15 protein-coding genes are annotated in these 16,205 nt (G+C 67.0%); 7 read left to right on the top strand and 8 right to left on the bottom strand.

The window, feature by feature from the left end; all coding sequences use genetic code 11:
* Positions 1-66: 66 nt before the first annotated feature.
* Positions 67-1,089, top strand: a complete 1,023-nt coding sequence (tdh, locus tag IMX13_RS11935) for an L-threonine 3-dehydrogenase (RefSeq protein WP_053520036.1) — start codon at positions 67-69, stop codon at positions 1,087-1,089.
* A gap of 143 nt (positions 1,090-1,232) precedes the next feature.
* Here the strand turns inward: tdh and IMX13_RS11930 are convergent, their stop codons facing one another.
* Positions 1,233-1,925 (bottom strand): TorF family putative porin, encoded by a 693-nt coding sequence (locus IMX13_RS11930; protein WP_053520023.1) that lies wholly within the window; start codon positions 1,923-1,925, stop codon positions 1,233-1,235.
* A gap of 199 nt (positions 1,926-2,124) precedes the next feature.
* Here IMX13_RS11930 and kbl point away from each other — a divergent pair, with 199 nt between their 5' ends.
* Positions 2,125-3,333: a glycine C-acetyltransferase gene (gene kbl, locus IMX13_RS11925; RefSeq protein ID WP_065175932.1), complete on the top strand. Its 1,209-nt coding sequence runs from the start codon at positions 2,125-2,127 to the stop codon at positions 3,331-3,333.
* A 105-nt stretch (positions 3,334-3,438) separates the two neighbouring features.
* On the opposite strand, the gene IMX13_RS11920 is transcribed toward kbl, so the two are convergent.
* The 4 genes from IMX13_RS11920 to IMX13_RS11905 form a co-directional block, all read right to left on the bottom strand.
* Positions 3,439-3,774, bottom strand: coding sequence for a hypothetical protein (locus tag IMX13_RS11920; protein ID WP_193396435.1), 336 nt, complete (start codon positions 3,772-3,774; stop codon positions 3,439-3,441).
* Between the two features lie 86 nt (positions 3,775-3,860).
* Positions 3,861-4,619, bottom strand: coding sequence for a pseudouridine synthase (locus tag IMX13_RS11915; protein WP_227255422.1), 759 nt, complete (start codon positions 4,617-4,619; stop codon positions 3,861-3,863).
* 68 nt (positions 4,620-4,687) lie between these two features.
* Entirely contained in the window at positions 4,688-5,194 is a 507-nt protein-coding gene (locus IMX13_RS11910) for a hypothetical protein (RefSeq protein WP_053520026.1), read from the bottom strand.
* Between the two features lie 220 nt (positions 5,195-5,414).
* Positions 5,415-6,506, bottom strand: coding sequence for an OmpA family protein (locus tag IMX13_RS11905; RefSeq protein WP_164153140.1), 1,092 nt, complete (start codon positions 6,504-6,506; stop codon positions 5,415-5,417).
* Between the two features lie 357 nt (positions 6,507-6,863).
* On the opposite strand from IMX13_RS11905, the gene IMX13_RS11900 reads away from it, so the two are divergent.
* The 5 genes from IMX13_RS11900 to IMX13_RS11880 all read left to right on the top strand — a co-directional run bounded on the left by IMX13_RS11900 (position 6,864) and on the right by IMX13_RS11880 (position 12,217).
* On the top strand, positions 6,864-7,883 hold the full coding sequence (locus IMX13_RS11900) for a zinc-binding alcohol dehydrogenase family protein (protein WP_065182877.1): 1,020 nt from the start codon (positions 6,864-6,866) through the stop codon (positions 7,881-7,883).
* Positions 7,884-7,982: 99 nt separating this feature from the next.
* Positions 7,983-8,627 (top strand): hypothetical protein, encoded by a 645-nt coding sequence (locus IMX13_RS11895; protein WP_193396434.1) that lies wholly within the window; start codon positions 7,983-7,985, stop codon positions 8,625-8,627.
* A gap of 102 nt (positions 8,628-8,729) precedes the next feature.
* Positions 8,730-10,760, top strand: coding sequence for an NADPH-dependent 2,4-dienoyl-CoA reductase (locus IMX13_RS11890; protein ID WP_193396433.1), 2,031 nt, complete (start codon positions 8,730-8,732; stop codon positions 10,758-10,760).
* A gap of 301 nt (positions 10,761-11,061) precedes the next feature.
* Positions 11,062-11,520: a cell wall hydrolase gene (locus IMX13_RS11885; protein WP_053520031.1), complete on the top strand. Its 459-nt coding sequence runs from the start codon at positions 11,062-11,064 to the stop codon at positions 11,518-11,520.
* Positions 11,521-11,605: 85 nt separating this feature from the next.
* Positions 11,606-12,217, top strand: a complete 612-nt coding sequence (locus tag IMX13_RS11880; protein WP_065182874.1) for a glutathione S-transferase N-terminal domain-containing protein — start codon at positions 11,606-11,608, stop codon at positions 12,215-12,217.
* An 88-nt stretch (positions 12,218-12,305) separates the two neighbouring features.
* Here the strand turns inward: IMX13_RS11880 and IMX13_RS11875 are convergent, their stop codons facing one another.
* From IMX13_RS11875 to prpE, 3 genes are all read right to left on the bottom strand, one after another.
* Positions 12,306-13,361: a suppressor of fused domain protein gene (locus IMX13_RS11875; protein ID WP_193396432.1), complete on the bottom strand. Its 1,056-nt coding sequence runs from the start codon at positions 13,359-13,361 to the stop codon at positions 12,306-12,308.
* 45 nt (positions 13,362-13,406) lie between these two features.
* Positions 13,407-13,910, bottom strand: a complete 504-nt coding sequence (locus IMX13_RS11870; RefSeq protein ID WP_193396431.1) for a hypothetical protein — start codon at positions 13,908-13,910, stop codon at positions 13,407-13,409.
* Positions 13,911-14,069: 159 nt separating this feature from the next.
* Positions 14,070-15,950: a propionate--CoA ligase gene (prpE, locus tag IMX13_RS11865; RefSeq protein ID WP_065182872.1), complete on the bottom strand. Its 1,881-nt coding sequence runs from the start codon at positions 15,948-15,950 to the stop codon at positions 14,070-14,072.
* Positions 15,951-16,205 lie beyond the last annotated feature (255 nt).

Below are 16,205 nucleotides of genomic sequence, written 5' to 3'. Positions count from 1 at the left end.
TCCGCGCAGACCTCTATAATCCGCGCTTTCCCCCTGATGAGTTCCACCCCGATGGCGCAGCAAACGATGAAGGCCCTGGTCAAGCGCGAAGCGGCCAAGGGCATCTGGCTCGAAGAGGTCCCGGTGCCGACCCCGGGCCCGAACGAGGTCCTGATCAAGCTGGAAAAGACCGCCATCTGCGGTACCGACCTGCACATCTACCTGTGGGACGAGTGGAGCCAGCGCACCATCAAGCCGGGCCTGACCATCGGCCACGAATTCGTCGGTCGCATCGCCGCGCTTGGCTCGGCGGTGACCGGCTATGAGGTTGGCCAGCGCGTCTCGGCCGAAGGCCACATCGTCTGCGGCCACTGCCGCAACTGCCGTGGCGGCCGCCCGCACCTGTGCCCGAACACCGTCGGCATCGGCGTGAACGTCAATGGCGCCTTCGCCGAGTACATGGTGATGCCCGCCAGCAACCTGTGGCCGATCCCCGACCAGATTCCGTCCGAACTGGCGGCCTTCTTCGACCCGTACGGCAACGCCGCGCACTGCGCGCTGGAGTTCGACGTGATCGGCGAGGACGTGCTGATCACCGGCGCCGGCCCGATCGGCATCATCGCTGCGGGCATCTGCAAGCACATCGGTGCGCGCAACGTGGTGGTGACCGACGTCAACGACTTCCGCCTTAAGCTGGCCGCCGACATGGGCGCGACGCGCGTGGTCAATGTCACCAACACCTCGCTGAAGGACGTGATGAAGGAACTGCACATGGAGGGCTTCGACGTGGGCCTGGAAATGAGCGGCAATCCGCGCGCCTTCAACGACATGCTCGACTGCATGTACCACGGCGGCAAGATCGCCATGCTCGGCATCATGCCCAAGGGTGCCGGCTGCGACTGGGACAAGATCATCTTCAAGGGCCTGACCGTGCAGGGCATCTACGGCCGCAAGATGTACGAGACCTGGTACAAGATGACGCAGCTGGTGCTGTCCGGTTTCCCGCTCGGCAAGGTGATGACCCACCAGCTGCCGATCGACGACTTCCAGAAGGGCTTCGACCTGATGGAAGAAGGCAAGGCCGGCAAGGTGGTACTGAGCTGGAATTGATCACTCGCGCCTCCGGCGCGACCGCCTGATTCCCCCGCATCTCACTTTGTCCCCGCGCCGTTGGCCGGCCCACAGAGTGCCCGACGCCAGACACGAAAAAGGCACCTCCAGGGGTGCCTTTTTCGTTTGATGTCATGCGCCGCTTACTGGCCTACCGCCACCGTGAACACCACCCGGTTGTCGGCCAGCTTGCCGCTGTTGTCGCGGCCGTTGCCGTCGGTGCCGTAGTAGCCCAGGCCGAGGGTGAACAGACCCCAGGTACGGGCCACGCCAACGTTCCAGTCGGTGTAATCCTTGGCAATACCCTTTTCGAAGGTGCTGCGGCCGACGCTGGCGCTCAGCGTGAAATCCTGCGGCAGGCCCCACTCGCCGCCCAGCGCGTAATACCAGCCATCGGTGCTGCTGTTCCACACGTCGTTGCTGTAGGCCACCGTCAGCTTGTAGGTGTCATCCAGCGTGGTGGTGGTGATCAGCTCGTTGTAGTTCAGCTCGCTGGCGCCGGGGTAGGTGTAGCGGTTCAGCAGCACATCGAAGTTCACGCGCTCGGTGGCGTCGACGCCGTAGCCGATCTGGTAATCCACTTCAACGCTCGGGTCGCCCGGACCGAAGTCCACGCCCGATCCCCAGACACCGGCATACAGGCCAACCGGGCTGGTATAGGTGAAACCGGCCTGCAGGGTGGGATCCTCATCGGTCTGCGACACACCACGGAACAGGTAATCCGACACGGCGGTAACGTTCCAGCTGTACGGCGATTCGCTGTCCTGAGCGCTGGCGGCAAACGGGGCCAGGGTCAGGGCGGCGGCAAGGGCGAGGCAGGCACGAGCGTGCTTCATGGTCGTCTCCGGTGGGGGGCGGTGGCGTGCAGGGCAGTTGCGGGAACCGGAGCCAGAACGGGCCGGTTCACGATTTTTTAACCCGTTTGCTATTGCATTGCAACATGTGCCGGCCATGGCGGGGCCTGCCTGTCGTCGGTCGCCAGCCATCGATGCCCGGTAGAATCGTCGGTTTCCCGTGCTGAGCCGTGCCCACGCCATGACCGACGCCTCCTCCGCCCTGACCCGCCACTATGCCGAGGAACTGGACGCCATCCGCGCCCAGGGCCTGTTCAAGTCCGAGCGGATCATCACCAGTCCGCAATCGGCCGAGATCACGCTGGCCGATGGCCGCAAGGTGCTGAACTTCTGCGCCAACAACTACCTGGGCCTGGCCGATCATCCCGACCTGATCCAGGCCGCCAAGGATGCTCTGGATACCCACGGCTTCGGCATGGCCTCGGTGCGCTTCATCTGCGGCACCCAGGACCTGCACAAGCAGCTCGAGAAACAGATCGCCGATTTCTTCGGCAAGCAGGACACCATCCTGTATGCGGCCTGCTTCGATGCCAACGGCGGCCTGTTCGAGCCGCTGCTCGGCGAGAACGATGCGATCATCTCGGACGCACTGAACCACGCATCGATCATCGACGGTGTGCGCCTGTGCAAGGCCAAGCGCTTCCGCTACGCCAACTGCGACATGGCCGACCTGGAAGCGCAGCTGCAGGCCGCCGACGCCGCCGGTTGCAGGACCAAGCTGATCACCACCGACGGCGTGTTCTCGATGGACGGCTTCATTGCACCGCTGGACGAGATCACCGCGCTCGCGAAGAAGTACAACGCGCTGGTGCACATCGACGAATGCCATGCCACGGGTTTCCTGGGCGCCACCGGTCGTGGCTCGGCCGAAGTGAAGGGTGTGCTGGAAAAGATCGACATCATCACCGGCACTCTGGGCAAGGCCATGGGGGGCGCACTGGGTGGCTTCACCTGCGCCAGCGCCGAAGTGATTGAACTGCTGCGCCAGCGCTCGCGCCCGTACCTGTTCTCCAACTCGCTGCCGCCGCATGTGGTCGCCGCCGGCATCAAGGCCTTCGAGATGCTGGCTGCCGCCGACGACCTGCGCGACCGGTTGGCCGAGAACACCGCGTACTTCCGCGGGAAGATGACCGCCGCCGGCTTCGACGTGAAGCCGGGCGTGCATCCGATCAGCCCGGTGATGCTGTACGACGCACCGTTGGCGCAGAAGTTCGCCGAGCGCCTGCTAGAGGAAGGCATCTATGCGATCGGCTTCTTCTTCCCGGTGGTGCCCAAGGGACAGGCACGTATCCGCACCCAGATCAGCGCCGCGCACAGCCGCGAGCAGCTGGACCGCGCGATCGACGCCTTCTCCCGCATCGGCGTCGAGCTGGGCGTGATCAAGGGTTGATCGCCCCGAGGGGCAGCGCCGGGCCATGCCCGGCGGTTTCCCGACAGCCGCGCCATGCGCTCGCCGGGCACGGCCCGGCGCTACCGGAATGACGCGCAATGCGCGTCATTTCTTTTTCTTCTTGTCCTTCGGCTCATCCTTGCTGGCCACCACGACCGGCTTGGCGGCAGCGTCCTGGGCATTGCCACGGGCGACGCGGATGCCATTGGCCTTCATCCATGCATCGAACTCGTCGGCGGTCATCTTCCTGTCGCCGTCGCTCATCAGGAAGCGGTAACTGCCGCGACCATCCAGTTCCGGGGTTTTCACTTCCACCACCGGGGTTTCGGCAGGCGTTTCCGTCTTGGCCATTTTCTTGTGGCCACCGCAGGCGGCCAGCAGCGCGATCGGCAGCAGCAGGCCGGCACAGCGCAGGGTTCGGTTGAGGGACGAGTGGTACATGGGCAGGCTCCGTTCGGGATTTCGACAACCAGGCGCCCCCTACGCCTGGAACGGTGACCGGCATCCGCCGGCCGCGGGCATGACGCTCAGCCCGGTGCAGCGGCCCCCAGCCGCTGCTGGTCATTGACCTCCAGCATCCGCCACTGGCCCTTGCCGAGATCGTCGAGCGCCAGTTCGCCGATCGCGACCCGGACCAGGCGCAGCACCTGCAGGTCGAAGGCCGCCAGCAGGCGGCGGATGTGGCGGTTGCGGCCCTCGTCGAGGACCACCTCCAGCCACGCGGTCTTGTCACCGCTGCGCAGCACGCGCACGGCCCGGGCGGCCAGGAATTCACCCTCGTCGTCCACCCCGGCCTGCAGCGCCGCCAGCGTGGCCGCATCGGGCAGGCGATCGATCTGCACGTGGTAGGTCTTGTCCGGCCCGGTCTGCGGATCGGTCAGGCGCGCCGCCCACTGCGGATCGTTGCTGAACAGCAACAGGCCCTCACTGGCCTTGTCCAGCCGGCCGACCGGCGCGATCCAGGGCAGGCCGGCGCCGTCGAAGCAGCGGTATACGGTGTCACGACCGCGCTCGTCCTGCGCGGTGGTCACCACCCCGCGCGGCTTGTTGAGCATCAGGTAAAGCCGCTGCGGCGGCGCCAGCGGCAGGCCATCGACCTCGATGGGAGGTGCCGGGCTGCCGATCGGAAACTCCGGGTCACGGACGATACGGCCGGAGACGCGCACGCGGCCCTCGGCGATCCAGCGCGCGGCTTCGCTGCGCGAGCACACGCCGGCCTTGGAGAGCACACGCGCCAGGCCATGGCGCACACCCTTGGATGCATCCGGATCCGCGCGCCCACGCAGGACGTGGGAGCGGGCGGCGGGGGCGGCAGGTGGGCGGCGCGTACGCAAGCCTCTGCTCCCCGCGACGGTTACTTCTTATCGACCGGCTTGGTCTCAGCCGGAACTTCGGCCGCGGCCGGGGTGGCCACCGGTGCCGGGCGCGCCTTGACCACGCGGACGCCACGCGCCTTCATCCAGGCATCGAATTCCTCGGCGGTCATGCGCTTGCCGTTCTGGCTCATGTCGAAGCGCCACGGCGTATTGTCGAATTCGGTCTGCGGCTTGTACGCCGCCGGATCGTTCGGCTTCACCGCCGGCGCGCTCGGAATCGCCTTGGCGATGTTCTGGCAGCCGTCGATGCGCAGGCGCTGCAGCACCTGGTCCAGCGACTGCGAAGGATCGTAGCTGCTGCTCAGCACACCGGCCGGCATGCCCAGCTGGTTGCCACGGATGTACAGCTCGTCGGCCACCGGCGCGATGGTCGTGGCCGGCAGCGGCAGCGGCGAAGCGCTGGTATTGACCGAGCAATCGACCGCAGCGTGAGCGGCAGGAACCAGGGCCAGCGCCAGGACGGCGGCCGATGCAGAGCGCAGCATGAGAGGCATCCACGGAAGGAAGGTGACGCGGCGAGTGTAGCAATGCGGCGACAGCTTTCAAGCGCCACTTTCAATGAATGCGCCAACTCATTGGTTTTTTGGACAAAAAGCCGACAAACGGTTGGTCCACGGAGGCCCGTTCCGGCTTTTCCCGCCGCAGAAACAACAAGACCCGGCCGAAGCCGGGTCCTGCTGTGTCTTGCGGGCGAAACGTCAGAACTTAGTTCTGGACGTTCAGCTCGGTACGACGGTTCTTGGCGCGACCTTCCGGATTGTCCGAACCATCCGGGTTGGTGTTCGGAGCAATCGGACGGCTCTCGCCGTAGCCGATCGGGCCGACCAGACGCGAAGCGTCCACGCCGTTCTTGGTCAGGTAGTTGTACACCGCGGTGGCGCGGCGCTCCGACAGCTTCTGGTTGTAAGCGTCGGTACCCTTCGAGTCGGTGTGACCGGCGACTTCAACGCGCAGATCCGGGTAACGCTTCAGGATCTCGGTGGCTTCGCTCAGGATGGCCACGGCGTCCGGACGCAGGTTCGACTTGTCGAAGTCGAAGTTCACGCCCTTCAGGTCGATCGAGACCGGCACCGGGCAACCGTCCGGACCGATGGTCTGACCCGGCTGCGAGTTCGGGCACTTGTCGTCGCAGTTGTTGACGCCGTCACCGTCGTCATCCAGGTCGGCGCAGCTCGGGGCAACCGGAGCCGGAGCCGGAGCAGCCGCGACCGGAGCCGGGCCCAGCGGGATCACGACGCCGACCGAAGCCAGCACGTCGCCGAACCAGTCTTCGCTGGCAGCGTGGTAGCTCTTGTCGTCGAAGTCAGCGCGGTAGGCCACTTCGGCGCGGACAGCAACGCGCTTGTCGAAGGTGGTCTGCAGGCCGACGCCGAGCTTGGCGGCAACGTTGCCGTCCTTGCGCTCACGCGGACCATTCAGGCTGTTGGCCGGGTACTCTTCTTCCGACTTCTGGTAGCCCAGGCCACCGACGATGTACGGGTTCCAGCCGCGGCCTTCCTTGATGAAGTGGCGACGCAGGTCCAGCGAGATGCCGTACTGCGACCAGTTCAGGTCCTGATTGCTGTCGAAGTTCGGGTTCTGGTAGTTCAGCTCACCGTCCAGCGACCAGTTCGGGCTGATGAACTTACCCAGGCCCAGGGTCACGAACGGAGCGTCGTTGGTCAGACGGTCGCTGTCCTGGAAGTTGAAGCCGGCCGAACCGGTCAGGTACCAGCGGTCATCGAACTCCTGCGCAGAAGCAGCCTGGGCGAAAGCCAGACCACCCAGCAGCGCGGCAGTAAGGATCTTCTTGTTCATTGAGTACAGCTCCTATTTCGGGGGTATGAAACCGGTAGAGGCATGGGCCAGCACTACTGCGTCGATGTTCAGACAGCCGATTCAGCACGCCACCGCCGCGAACATTATGCTCAGGCGGGTGAAGGCCATGTTAACAGTCCCGTAACATGTGAAGTGTTGCGCCCGACCGGCCACCGGTCCGACGTTGAAACCCTATACAGGATGATGAAAATCCGCAAGACCCTCACCCCATAAGGGTTTGACGGTGTTTAGGCAACGCAGGCGACATTCTGCGGAACGCGCGGCGAAGGAGATTCAGCGCGCCCCCGGAAACGTGAGGAACCTTATGATGAAAAGGGAAACCGAGCCGGAGCCGAGATGAAAGCCGTCGCCCTGAGTCGTGAATCCGCCCCCGCCCTGCAGGATCTCCGGCTGCCGCCGCCGCTGCCGCCAGCCGGCCGCGATCTGCTGGTCCGCGTGCAGGCGGTTTCGATCAATCCGGTCGACGGCAAGCAGCGTGCCGCCACCGATCCGGCCACGCTGGACACGCCGCGGGTGCTCGGCTGGGATGCAGCGGGCGTGGTCGAGGCCATCGGCGAGGACGCACGCCTGTTCGCCTCCGGCGACGAGGTCTACTACGCCGGCGATGTCACCCGCTCCGGCTGCAATGCCCAGTATCAGCTGGTGGATGAGCGGCTGGTCGCACGCAAGCCCACCACGCTGGATTTTGCCGAGGCAGCGGCGCTGCCGCTGACCACGCTGACCGCATGGGAGCTGCTGTTCGAGCGCATGCCGCTGCATCTGGATGACCGCCGCCACGCCGGGCAGCACCTGTTGGTGATCGGCGGCGCCGGCGGCGTCGGTTCGATGGCCATCCAGCTGGCCCACCATGCCGGCTTCACGGTCATTGCCACCGCCTCCCGCGAGCGGTCGGCCGACTGGTGCCGGCAGATGGGCGCCCATCACGTGATCGACCATCGCCAGCCGCTGCAGCCGCAGCTGCAGGCGTTGGGCATCAGCGCCGTGCAGATCGCGCTCAACCTGGCCGACACCGATCACTACTGGGATGAACTGGGCCAGCTGCTGGCGCCGCAGGGGCACGTCGGGCTGATCGTCGAACCCCGTGGCGCGCTGCGCATCGGCGACCCGTACAAGGCCAAATGCATCGGCATCCACTGGGAATTCATGTTCGCGCGATCGCGCTTCGATACCGCCGACCGCATCGAGCAGCACCGCATCCTGAGCCGCGCCGCGAGCATGATCGATGCAGGCCAGCTGCGTGGCACGCTCAGCGAGACACTCGGCACGATCAATGCCGCCAACCTGCAGGCGGCGCATGAGCGGCTGGCCAGCGGCCGCACGCTGGGCAAGCTGGCACTGGCAGGCTGGGACGACTGACGCGCGCGCTGTGGCGCGGGATTCACCCGGATCTGTATCTATGGGAGCTGGCGATTCGGGATTACGGTGGAGACAGATTCCCTCCCCCCGAGCGCTCCCATGCCCACTGCCCTGCCCCTGCGCCTGCTGCAACTGATCGTCGGCCTGTTCCTGTACGGCTTCGGCGCCTCGCTGATGATCCGTGCCGCGATCGGTGTCGCGCCCTGGGACGTGCTGTCACAGGGCGTCGCGGCGCAGACCCCGCTGTCCTTCGGCCTGGCCACGAACGTGATCGGCGCGCTGGTCCTGCTGCTGTGGTGGCCCCTGCGGCAGAAGCCGGGCGTAGGCACCGTGCTCAACGTGCTGCTGATCGGTCCGTCCGCGCAGTTCGGCCTGTGGCTGTTGCCGCCGGCTGTCGGCCTGGTCTGGCAGGCGGCGATGTTCGGTGCCGGCATGCTGCTGGTGGCACTGGCCACCGGCCTGTACATCGGCGCGCGGCTCGGCCCCGGCCCGCGCGACGGGCTGATGACCGGCCTGCATGCCCGCACCGGCTGGCCGATCTGGAAGGTGCGCAGCCTGATCGAAGGCAGCGTCCTGCTGCTGGGCTGGTGGCTGGGAGGCAACGTGGGCGTCGGCACCCTGGCCTTTGCGCTGCTGATCGGCCCGCTGTGCGGGGTGACGCTGGGCTGGTTCGGCATCGGCCGGCCCCTGCCGGCAGATGGCGCCGGGCCACGCCCGGCGAGCGCGCAGCGCGGCCACGGGTAGCCGCATCGCCGGGCATGGCCCGGCGCTACCAAATCGCCCGCCCCTTGCCCCGACCGCCGTTTCGCGGCACGCTTCGCGCTTCCGTACGCAAGCGTATTGACCATGTCGCCAGCCAACGAAAGCGCCTATCCCCACCTGTTCGCCCCGCTCGATCTGGGCTTCACCCAGCTGCGCAACCGGGTGCTGATGGGTTCGATGCACACCGGGCTGGAAGATCGCGCGCGCGATTTCCCGCGCCTGGCCGCCTACTTCGCCGAGCGCGCCGAAGGCGGCGTCGGCCTGATCGTCACCGGCGGCTTCGCCCCCAACGTGGTCGGCTGGCTCAAACCCTTCGGCGGCAAGCTGTCCTGGCCCTGGGAAGTGCGTCCGCACCGGCAACTGACGGCCGCCGCCCACCAGCATGGCGCGAAGATCTGTCTGCAGCTGCTGCACGCCGGCCGCTATGCCTACCACCCCCTGTCGGTGGCGCCCTCGAAGCTCAAGGCGCCGATCAATCCGTTCACCCCGCGCGCACTGTCGGCCAGCGGCGTCGAACGGCACATCGCCGATTACGCGCGCAGCGCTAGGCTGGCACGCGAAGCCGGCTACGACGGTGTCGAAGTGATGGGCTCGGAGGGATACCTCATCAACGAGTTCATCGCCCCCCGCACCAACACGCGTACAGACCGCTGGGGCGGTGATGCCTCCCAGCGCATGCGCTTCGCGGTGGAGATCGTGCGCCGCATCCGCGAAGCTTGCGGCCCGGATTTCATCATCATCTACCGGCTGTCACTGGTGGATCTGGTTGAGGACGGCAGCAACTGGGAGGAAATCGTGCAGCAGGCGCAGGCCATCGAGGCCGCGGGCGCGACGATCATCAATTCCGGCATCGGCTGGCACGAGGCGCGCATTCCCACCATCGCCACCTCGGTGCCCCGCGCCGCCTTCGCCGGGGTCACCGCCAAGCTGAAGCCGCATGTGGCGGTGCCGCTGGTGGCGACCAACCGCATCAACATGCCCGAGGTTGCCGAGCGCATTCTCGCCGACGGCGGTGCGGACATGGTGTCGCTTGCGCGCCCGCTGCTGGCCGACCCGCAATGGCCGAACAAGGCGCGCGCCGGCCGTGCCGACACGATCAACACGTGCATCGCCTGCAACCAGGCATGCCTGGATCACGTCTTCGAGAACAAGCTGGCCAGTTGCCTGGTCAATCCGCGGGCCGCGCACGAAACCGAACTGGTCTACAGCCCGACGTCCACACCGAAGCGGGTGGCGGTGGTGGGCGCGGGCCCGGCCGGCCTGGCCTGCGCCACGGTGGCCGCCGAGCGCGGTCACCAGGTCACCCTGTTCGACGCCAGCGACGAGATCGGCGGCCAGTTCAATGTGGCCAAGCGCATCCCGGGCAAGGAAGAGTTCCACGAGACGCTGCGCTATTTCCGCCACAAGCTGCAGGACACCGGCGTGCAGCTGCGCCTGGGTACCCGGGCAGATGCGACCCACCTGGCCGGCTTCGACGAGGTCGTGCTGGCGACCGGCATCACGCCGCGCCGGGTCGACTTCCCCGGCGCGGACCACGCCAAGGTCGTCAGCTACCTGGACGTGCTGCAGGGCCGGGTCGAGGTGGGCGCCAGCGCGGCCATCATCGGTGCCGGCGGCATCGGCTTCGATGTCGGGGAATTCCTCAGCCACGAGGGCCCATCGCCGTCGCTGGACCCGCAGCGCTGGATGGCCGAATGGGGGGTGGACGCCACCTTCGAGGCCCGCGGCTCGCTGGCCCGCCCGCAGGTGGACGCTTCGCCACGCCGGCTGTGGCTGCTGCAGCGCAGCCCCGGCAAGCCGGGTGCGCGCCTGGGCAAGACCACCGGTTGGATCCATCGCGCCACGCTGAAGGCCAAGGGCGTGCGGATGCTGGGCGGCGTCGAGTATCTCGGCGTGGACGACCAGGGGCTGCGCATCCGCGTGGAAGGCAGCGAACAGCTGCTGCCGGTGGATCATGTGGTGATCTGTGCAGGGCAGGAACCGAACCGCGCGCTGCAGGCCGAACTGCAGGCGGCGGGCATCAGCGCACAGCTGATCGGCGGTGCCGATGTGGCCGCCGAACTGGACGCCAAACGCGCCATCGATCAGGGCAGCCGGGTGGCGGCCGCCCTTTGATCCAGACCTGAATGGGCGGCGGGACTGTGATTTCCGTCACCCACCTCAAAGCTGAATGTCAAGCCGGGCGATTCATGATGCGTTCGGCCAGCCCCCCCTACCTTGCGCCAACTTTCCGCTCACCACCCAGTTTCCGGTGAGCCGGTGCGGCCCTCCCGGATCGTTCATCGATCCTCTTTTCCCGGGCCGCCCACGGGGCGGCCCCGATGGCCGCCTCCCCATGACGCCAAGTCGTACCCCGCCTCCTGCCCTCTCTTCGGCCGGAACCCCGTGGTGCGGCCCATACGGAGCAAGGAGTTATATGAAACTGGCCTGGATTCTCTGGCTGTCGCAGTTGCTGCCCCAGCCGGCGGCTGATTCATTGTGTTTGAGCACCACCGTGTACCTGGAAGCCCGCGACCAGACCCTGCGCGGCCAGCAGGCCGTGGCCGAAGTGGCACTGCGCCGCCTCGACAGCGGCCTGTGGGGCGACTCGATGTGCCAGGTGGTGACCGCACGCAAGCAGTTCGCCCCGACCATCGTCTCCCCCGGCACCCAGCTGGGCAACGACGCGGCCTGGAGCGAGGCCATGAGCGTGGCCTTCGATGCGGAGCGCAACTGGGCGCTGCCGGCCGGCGAGCGCCGCGAGATCGTCCCCGGTGCCAGCCATTTCGCCGCCCTGGCCATCGCCAGCCCGAACTGGCGCAATGCCTACCAGGTGGCCACCATCGGTGATCACACCTTCTATAAGGTGCAGAACCTCAAGCCCCGGCAGTCGTAACGAACTGTTGCCAGCGGCAGCGTTGCCGCGCGCCGGCAGGCTCTGGGATAGTGGGCGATTCCCGCACACCCCGCCTGGAGTTCCCATGAAGCTGTACAGCAAGCCCGGTGCCTGCTCCACCGCCGACCACATCGCCCTGCAGTGGACCGGCCAGCCGTTCGAGGTCGAACTGCTCGACAAGGACACCCTGAAGGGGCCGGAATTCCTCAAGATCAACCCGGCCGGCTCGGTTCCGGCGCTGGTCGATGGCGACTTCATCCTGCTGCAGAACGCGGCCATCATGGGCTACATCGCCGACCGCTTCCCGCAGGCCGGCCTGGCCGGCGACGGCAGCCCGCGCCAGCGTGCCGAGGCCACCCGCTGGCTGGCCTTCGTCAACTCCGATGTGCACCCGGCGTTCTCGCCGCTGTTCGCACCGGGCAAGTTCATCGGCGATGAGAGCCAGTACGACGCGATCCGCGCGGCCGCCCGCAAGCGCCTGCGTGGCCTGTTCGAGACGGCCGACCGGCAGCTGGCGGACAAGCCGTGGCTGGCCGGATTCCGCAGCTTCGCCGATCCGTACTTCTACATCACCCTGCGCTGGGCAGCCGGCGCCAAGGTCGACCTGGCGGGGCTGGATCATTTGGCCGCCTACAAGGCGCGCATGGACGCCGATGCCGGCGTGCAGGCCGCACTGAAGGCCGAAGGCCTGGCCTGACCGCACAACGGAGCCGCCGGCAGAGCAGGCGGCTCCGATCCGGCGTCCCGGCCCCGCGCCGGGCATCGCCGGCACCTGCGTCCACCGTTCAACCGATCTCGCGGATCACGGCACCCTTGGCGTCACGCAGCAGCGTCGGCACCACCTCCACCTGCAGCTGGCCGCCCAGCGGGTAGATCCCGCGCTCGGCACGCACGTCCTGCCATGCCTGGACCCCCTGTGCATCCAATGCCCAGCGCGCGCTGTCGGCATCGACGTCGTTGGCGCCGCCGCCCGCAGCCGGGGTGAACTCCCATTGGCGCTCACGGCTGACCAGCACCAGTGATGCGCCATGGTGCAGGCGCAGCGGCAGCAGCTCGCGCACGCTCGGCACCTGGCCGGCGCCGAGCACCAGCGTGGTCACGCCCGAGACCTGTCGCCAGTCCAGCGTTTCAATGAACAACATGCCGGTGCTGGAACCCTCCCGCGCACTGCCCGCCTGCACCTGCGCCGCCAGTGCCGGATCATCCAGCAGGTCGGCCCGATGCAGATCGGTGATCCACAGGGGCATCGCCGGCTCCAGCACGTGCAGCACCCCGCGGGTCGACCAGCGTTTCACTGCAGCCATTTCCCCATCCGTCAGCCCGACCAGCTGCAGGAACTGCAGGCGGCCGTTGGCGGTCTCGCGCGCCGGCAATTGCGGGTCGGCGATGAAAGCCAGATGGCGCAGGCGGGTGTCGGACTCGAGGGCAATCGGGCCGTTCGCGTCAAGGTGGTGGCCGTCCTCGAACACGTTGCCGCTGCCGAACACGTAGCGCGCCAGGTTCTGCAGCAGGTTCATCGGCCATGTCGGCGGTGCCTGTTCGGCGTGCACGCCCTCGCCTGCTGCCAGACGGAAGGTCAGCTCGAATCCGTAGCCACTTGCTTCGGCGTCACTGCTCTCCTTGGCGTACAGCTCGGACAGGCCATAGGTGATGTAGTGCCAGTGCGGTACCGGCGCCTCCGCGCGGTAGACACTGATGCCATCGAGGGGATCCTGGCCGCCCAGCGTGTACGGCAATGCCGTTCCGAAATGCAGGGGCTCCTGGCCCGCGTACAGCGGCGCCAACGCCGCATTGATCGCGTCCCAGCCGGGGGTGTCGGTGTCGTCGTGGTCGTCCTGCACGAGAGGCTCCTGATGGGAATGAAACCATCCACTCTACGCGCTGCGTCAGGCCTGCACGACTCCGCGATCGCCGGCTGCCAGCGATGCCTGCGTTTCCTGCCACCAGCGCTGTGCCAGTGCCGGGCTGCGTGCCTTGCCTACCGCCGCCAGCAGTTCCGGGCACAGGCGCTCCAGGGCCAAGGCATCGGTGCAGCGCTCGATCTTCAACTGCATGAAGTAGCCCTTCAGCCCGAGGTGGCGCCGCACGGCTTCGCTCATCGCCTCGTACAGCTGCTGATACAGCGCCGGGTCCTGTTCGCGACCATTGCTGAGGCCAGCGACCGGCACCGCATCGGCGCTGCCCCCCACCACTTCGATCAGCTCCATCGCGGCCAGCTGTTCCAGCGCATCGGGTGGCGCCCGCAGTCCTTCGAGCAGGCTGCGCAGTTCGGTGTCATCGCGGCGACCATCGACCATCAGCAGGATCGAGCGCAGCGCGGCCGGCAGGCGCCGCGCACGATCCTCGATTTCCTGGCGGCCAGCGGCCGTCTTGGCGTGCAGCAGTGCCATAGCTCCCCCGTTCCATGATGCGCATGCCTGCGCGCCCTGACGGACGCGCTCCCCGGCATCGAGCTTAACGCACTGCTGGTACGGTGAACGCTGCGGTGCAGCACCGCTGCATTCCTTGCCTCGGCCCGCTGCACGCGGCCCCGGCAATACAGGACCGGTCTAGCGTCCCAGCGCGCGGCGGATCTCCTCCAGGGCGGCCGGGTCATCCAGCGTCGACAGATCGCCGGGATCGCGCTGCTCGGCCAGCGCCTGCAGCGAGCGCCGCAGCAGTTTCCCCGAGCGCGTCTTCGGCAACGCGTTGACCACGTGCACGTGCGCCGGCCGTGCAACCGCCCCCAGCGACGTGGTCACCGTTGCCATCATCTCCGCCACCACCGGTGCAGGGTCTTCGCCCCCCAGCCCCTGCTTGAGGGTGACGAAGACCAGCGGCACCTGTCCCTTCAGTTCATCCTTGACGCCGATCACCGCGGCCTCCGCCACACGCGGGTGGCTGGAGATGGCTTCCTCAATCTCACGTGTCCCCAGGCGATGCCCGGCGACGTTGATGACATCGTCGGTACGGCCGAGGATGAAGGTGTAGCCGTCATCGTCGCGGATCGCCCAGTCCAGCGAGCTGTACAGCAGCTCCTTGAAATGGCTGAAGTAGCTCTGCAGGAAGCGGCTGTCGTCGTTCCACACCGTGCTCATGCAGCCCGGCGGCAATGGCGGGGTGACCACCAGGACTCCCTTCTGCCCGGGTGCGACTTCTTCGCCGGTGTTCTCGTCGATCACCTTCATGCGGTAACCGAGGTTGGGGAAGCCCGGCGAACCAAAGCGCACCGGCTTCATCTCCAGGCCCGGCAACAGGGTCAAGGCCGGCCAGCCGGTTTCAGTCTGCCAGTAGTTGTCGATGATCGGTTTGCCCAGCGCTTCATTGATCCAGTGCGCGGTCGGCTCATCCAGCGGTTCGCCGGCCAGGAACAGGTACTTCAACGCGCGCAGGTCGTGGCGATGGATGAAATCCGCGTCGTGCTTCTTCAGCACGCGGATCGCGGTGGGAGAGGAGAACATCGTGCGCACGTTGTACTGCTCGCACAGGGCCCACCAGATGCCCGGATCCGGATGGGTCGGCAGGCCTTCGTACAACAGCGATGTGCAACCGCCGATCAGCGGTCCATACACGTTGTAGGAATGTCCCACGGCCCAGCCGACATCGGAGGTGGAGAACATCACCTGCCCCGGCTTGCAGTCGAAGACGGTCTCCATCGACTGTGCCATCGCCACCGCGTATCCGCCCACATCACGCTGCACGCCCTTGGGCTTGCCGGTGGTGCCGGAGGTATACAGCAGATAGCTCGGCTCGCTCGCTTCCAGCCACTGCACCGGAACATCGACGGCACCGACTTCCGCGCGCAGCGTCGCGTACTCGACGTCGCGGCCCTCGATGCGCGGCTCGGCCGGATCCAGCCCGCGCGAAACGATCAGCACGTGCGGCGGTGGATGCCCGGCTTCCGCACAGGCGGCGTCCACCATCGGCTTGTAGGGAATGAGCTTGCCTCCGCGCATGCCGGCATCGGCCGCGATCAGCAGCTTGGGTCTGGCGTCATCGATGCGCAGGGCAAGGTTGTGCGCGGCGAATCCACCGAACACCACCGAGTGCACGGCCCCGATGCGCGCGCAGGCCAGCATCGCGAAGACGGCTTCGGCCATGTTCGGCATGTAGATGACCACGCGGTCGCCATGGCCGACGCCCAGGCGCTGGAGCACAGCAGCGAAGTCGTTCACTTCACGGTACAGCTGCCGGTAGGTGATCTCGCGGGTGCTGTTGGTTTCGGTGGAAATGGCCACCAGCGCGAGCTGGTCGGGCCGAGTGTCCAGATGGCGATCGACCGCGTTGTAACAGAGGTTGGTTTCGCCGCCCACATACCAGCGCCGGAACGGCGGGTTGCTGTAGTCGAGCACCTGTTGCGGCGGCTTGTGCCAATGGATGCGCTTGGCTTCCTCGCCCCAGAACGCCTCCGGCTCGTCGATCGAGCGGCGGTAGGTTTCCTCGTAGTTCATGACGCAGCCCTCCCAGACGAAGTCATGGGTTCGAGCATAGTGCCGCGTTGCCGCGCGTTCCGCCCTACCTTGGTAGGGGGTGGGTTTTCCATGCAGGGCTGCCGCCCTGCACCTGCAGAGGCCGAAGCCGAAGCCGAAGCCGAAGCAACAGGCTATCCGTGGGATGGCGGGGTGGGTCCGGTGGCGGGAGACGCCGTAAACCCGTCCATGGGGGCTTGGCCGCGGCATCCATGCCGCGGACACTCCCGCCACCGG

It is taken from the genome of Stenotrophomonas sp. B2 (genome assembly GCF_014947095.1).
GTDB lineage: Bacteria > Pseudomonadota > Gammaproteobacteria > Xanthomonadales > Xanthomonadaceae > Stenotrophomonas > Stenotrophomonas maltophilia_P.
The sequence above is the reverse complement of the archived record's forward strand: the minus strand, read 5'-3'. Positions and strand labels throughout refer to the sequence as shown.

Excerpts from the sequence above, each read along its gene's own strand:
- tdh (WP_053520036.1), top strand. The coding sequence starts at position 67 with ATGAAGGCCCTGGTCAAGCGCGAAGCGGCCAAGGGCATCTGGCTCGAA.
- IMX13_RS11930 (WP_053520023.1), bottom strand. The coding sequence starts at position 1,925 with ATGAAGCACGCTCGTGCCTGCCTCGCCCTTGCCGCCGCCCTGACCCTG.
- kbl (WP_065175932.1), top strand. The coding sequence starts at position 2,125 with ATGACCGACGCCTCCTCCGCCCTGACCCGCCACTATGCCGAGGAACTG.
- IMX13_RS11920 (WP_193396435.1), bottom strand. The coding sequence starts at position 3,774 with ATGTACCACTCGTCCCTCAACCGAACCCTGCGCTGTGCCGGCCTGCTG.
- IMX13_RS11910 (WP_053520026.1), bottom strand. The coding sequence starts at position 5,194 with ATGCTGCGCTCTGCATCGGCCGCCGTCCTGGCGCTGGCCCTGGTTCCT.
- IMX13_RS11905 (WP_164153140.1), bottom strand. The coding sequence starts at position 6,506 with ATGAACAAGAAGATCCTTACTGCCGCGCTGCTGGGTGGTCTGGCTTTC.
- IMX13_RS11900 (WP_065182877.1), top strand. The coding sequence starts at position 6,864 with ATGAAAGCCGTCGCCCTGAGTCGTGAATCCGCCCCCGCCCTGCAGGAT.
- IMX13_RS11895 (WP_193396434.1), top strand. The coding sequence starts at position 7,983 with ATGCCCACTGCCCTGCCCCTGCGCCTGCTGCAACTGATCGTCGGCCTG.
- IMX13_RS11890 (WP_193396433.1), top strand. The coding sequence starts at position 8,730 with ATGTCGCCAGCCAACGAAAGCGCCTATCCCCACCTGTTCGCCCCGCTC.
- IMX13_RS11885 (WP_053520031.1), top strand. The coding sequence starts at position 11,062 with ATGAAACTGGCCTGGATTCTCTGGCTGTCGCAGTTGCTGCCCCAGCCG.
- IMX13_RS11880 (WP_065182874.1), top strand. The coding sequence starts at position 11,606 with ATGAAGCTGTACAGCAAGCCCGGTGCCTGCTCCACCGCCGACCACATC.
- IMX13_RS11870 (WP_193396431.1), bottom strand. The coding sequence starts at position 13,910 with ATGGCACTGCTGCACGCCAAGACGGCCGCTGGCCGCCAGGAAATCGAG.
- prpE (WP_065182872.1), bottom strand. The coding sequence starts at position 15,950 with ATGAACTACGAGGAAACCTACCGCCGCTCGATCGACGAGCCGGAGGCG.